The sequence below is a fragment of the Streptomyces sp. NPDC001157 genome, assembly GCF_053598255.1.
This window is the reverse complement of record NZ_JBSFJW010000083.1, coordinates 1-3,476: the sequence shown is the minus strand read 5'-3', so window position 1 is coordinate 3,476 and position 3,476 is coordinate 1. Positions and strand designations below refer to the sequence as shown.

The 3,476-nt window shown below is 65.5% G+C and carries 1 protein-coding gene; it reads right to left on the bottom strand.

Going from position 1 to position 3,476, the window contains the following annotated elements:
* The coding region (locus tag ACWDAG_RS47610; protein WP_450701846.1) for an RHS repeat domain-containing protein at nucleotides 1-3,476 on the bottom strand (3,476 nt) is incomplete at both ends.

The window sequence follows — 3,476 nt, the reverse complement described above, 5'->3', positions numbered from 1 at the left end:
CCGGAGGAGGTGGTGTTGGTGACCTTCTGCAGGTTGCCGATGCCGTCGTAGGTGTAGTCCTGCTGGTAGGGGGACAGGGTGGTGCTGGTCAGGTCCGGGGTGAACGGGCCGGAGCATCCGGTGGAGGCCTCGGTGGTCCAGGCCCGGCTGAGGCGGTTGAGCTCGTCGTAGGTGTAGCACTCGCTCTGGCCGGTCAGGTTGTCCTTCAGTGCCGTGGTCTGGCCGCCCGCGTCACGGGCGTAGGTGTCGTTCTGGACCGTGCCCTTGGTGCTGGTGGTCGTCGTGATGTTGCTCAGCCAGCCCGTACCCGTCGCATCGTCGTAGGCGTAGCTGCGCTGCGCGGTCGTCGTGGTGGTGGCGGAGGTGCCGTAGGTGCGGCCGGTCAGGCGGCCGAGGGTGTCGAAGTTGGTGGCGTCGACGTAGGTGACGTTGGTGGTATTGCCGCCGCTGGTGAGGACGCCGGTGACTGTGGTGGGCAGGCCGAGGCCGTCGTAGGCGGTGGTCACCGTCTCGTCGGGCAGCCCGCCCATGGCCGGGTAGTGGACGCTGGTCCGGTGACCTGCGGTGTCGTAGCCGTAGTCGTAGGTGTAGCTGCCGGCCATGCCCATGCTGTCGCTGGGCAGCGTGTCCGTGATGCCGGTTGCGCGGCCGTTCGCGTCGTACCCCTTGACCGCGCTGGTATAGGCCTTGCCGCCCGAGTACGAGGTAGATGAGGCAAGCTGGCCCAGGCCGCCCGTGGCCGTGTCGTAGGTGTGAGCAGACAGCACGGTGCTGCCCTGGCTCACGGTCAGCGGCCGGTTCAGATTGTCGTACGCGTAGGTCAACGTGGCGCCGACGGCGTCGGTCGTGGTGAAGATGTTGCCGTTGTCGTCGTACGTGGTGGACGAGGAGCCGGTCTTGGTGGTGGGGTCGGTGGTGGCGTCCGGGTCGGTGGTCGTCTTGCGCTCGCCGGCCCAGTCATAGGTGTAGCTGGTGACGTTGCCCTTGGCATCCGTGATCTTCCACAGCTCGCCAGTCGCCGTGTACTCGTATGTGGTGGTGTAGGTCGAGGGGCCGAACTCGACGACCTTCGACGTCTGGCCGTACACGTCGGTGTAGGTGTTGGTGCGCTCCCCCACCGCCGGGACTGTGGTGGTGTAGTCGCCGTGGTAGTTGGTGATCGTCTGGCCCTGGATCTGCGGATTGCCGTTGACCATGATCCGCGACTGGGTGGTCCGCCCGGCGTAATCGATCAGCAGGTCGGTGTAGGACGGCAGCGAGGCGACCGTCGGGTTCACCATCCCGGAACCGGCGCTGCCGGTGTTGTAGAACGGGGCCGAGGTACCGGTCACGTTGCCGGAGGTGTCGTACCGGGTGGAGACCACGGTCCGTCCCGTGCCCCCCGGTGCCGTCGTCTGGGTCTCCCGGGTCCGGCCGAGACCATCCAGGTACGCGTAGGAGGCCACGTATGTGCTGCCGGACTGCAGAGTTTCGCTCTTGACCACCGGCGGTGCATCGGTGCGGTTGACCAGGTAGGGCACACCGTCCGAGTTGGGGTTGGTGGTGATGGTGTAGGTGAACTTCATCGACGGGGTGGTGCCGGCGGTGTAGCCGCTCATCTCGGTCGGATTCCACACCTTCCAGGTGCGTCCGACCGCGTCATGGTCAATGCGGGTGGTCTGCCCGTTGGCATCCAGGATCTTGTACGGGCTGCCCCAAAGCCGCGAGTACCACGTCGTGCTGGACAGCGGGGTGCCCGAGCCGTTCCCGTCCGGGTCCGGGCTGGTGACCTTCACCCCACTGGTGGGCCAGGACGTCTCCGGTGAATACGTTGTGCTCGTGGTGTGGTTCGCCGGGTCGTTGGTGGCGTTGCCCTTGGCGTCCGTCGTGGTCCGGATACGGCCGGCGTTGTCGTAGGTGTTGGTTACCTTCCGGGAGTGCGTCGCATCGAGGTCGGTGATCTCTGAAGTGACGTTACCGTCGGTGGGCTTGTCCGTGGCCAGCGACGATGCCCCGTCATACAGGGTGATGGTGTCGCTGTCGATGTTGGCGCTGCTGCGGCTGCTGCAGTCGGTGGAGTGGTGGATCGTCTCGTCCGGAAGGACCATCCACCGCTTCACGTCGGAGTTGGGGAAGGTGTCGGTGTTGTAGGCCCGACCGTAGACCGTGCAGCGCTCGTCGTTCTGGACCGCGTTGTCGCCCAAATCCTCGGTGCGTACCGGCAGACCGTAGCTGGTGCTGGTCGAGGAGGAGTTGTCGTAGACGTCGTTGACGACATGCTCGCGCCAGGCACCACCCGAGATCAGATCGTCCGTGGTGGTCTTGGACTCCCGCACAAAGCGAGCGTCGGGCAGTCCGTCGTAGGTCGCGGTGTCGTAGGACCAGTAGTCGTGCCACACCCGTTCGTGCGACTGGCCGGTGCCGTCACGCCGGCTGGACTCCAGCACCTGGCCACTGAGCCAGGGATGGTCGGCGTAGGGGGTGCCGTTTCCGTCGGTGACACTGACGCTGCGCGTCTTGGAGGAGTCCGACTTGTCGGTGCGGTCGCCGTCCAGGCCTCGATACAGCCAGTAATACGTCGAGGCCGCGTTGGCCTTCGTGCCGGTGAACACCTCCACCTGCTGATAACCACGCCAGTCCGACCACGACTCGTCACTGTCCGGCGTCAGCGGATCGTTGGGAAACGCCCACCCCGCACCGCCGTGGTACTCATACGTGGTCGTCATCACCGGATCGCCATCGTCGTTGGCGCCCTTGCCCACGCCCGCGTCCGAGGTGACCTTGCTGACCAGGTACTTCTTGAACCAGCCACTGTGCTTCGTGGTATCCCCCTCAGGGATCCACGTCTGCTTGAAACAGTCCTGCGTGTTCGACGACTCACTCGGGAGGTTGTTGATGTCGCACGCGTCCGGCTGGGCGTAGGTGACATCGACGAAGGAGCCCAGGTCGCCGTGGACCTCGTTGACCCGGCGGAAGTTCAGCAGGCTGGAGCCGACCTGGTTGTCCTTCCACTCACCATTGAAGTTGATGGTGGGCAGGGTGATGTCGTCGCCGTCGCCGTAGCCGCGGCGCTCCACGTAGTCCAGCCACAACTGGTGGCCGATGGTGCCGGACGGGTCGGGCAGGCCGTACTTCATCTGGTACTGCATGGCCTGCGCCCAGGCCGAGGTGTCGTTGTCCCGCACCCAGGTGTGGATGTCCCACAGCATGTCGGTGGAGAAGAACGTCGGCGAGTACGTCACGCCGGTGATGCTCTTGCAGGAGTCGTCCGCCGCCGTACCGTCACAGATCAAGTCGGTGGGCACATCCGGGTAGGCCGAGGGGTGATCGGAGATCGACGGGCAGGGCGAGACCGCGTTCTTCAGCGGGTCCATTTCCGTCATCCGGTCCGAACACCGGCCGACATGGGAGAGCGTCACCTCGGCCGGCAGCTGCGCGCCCGGGATCTGTGATGCCCATCCGTACTCGATCCGCGTCAGATACGAGGCCGCGTCATA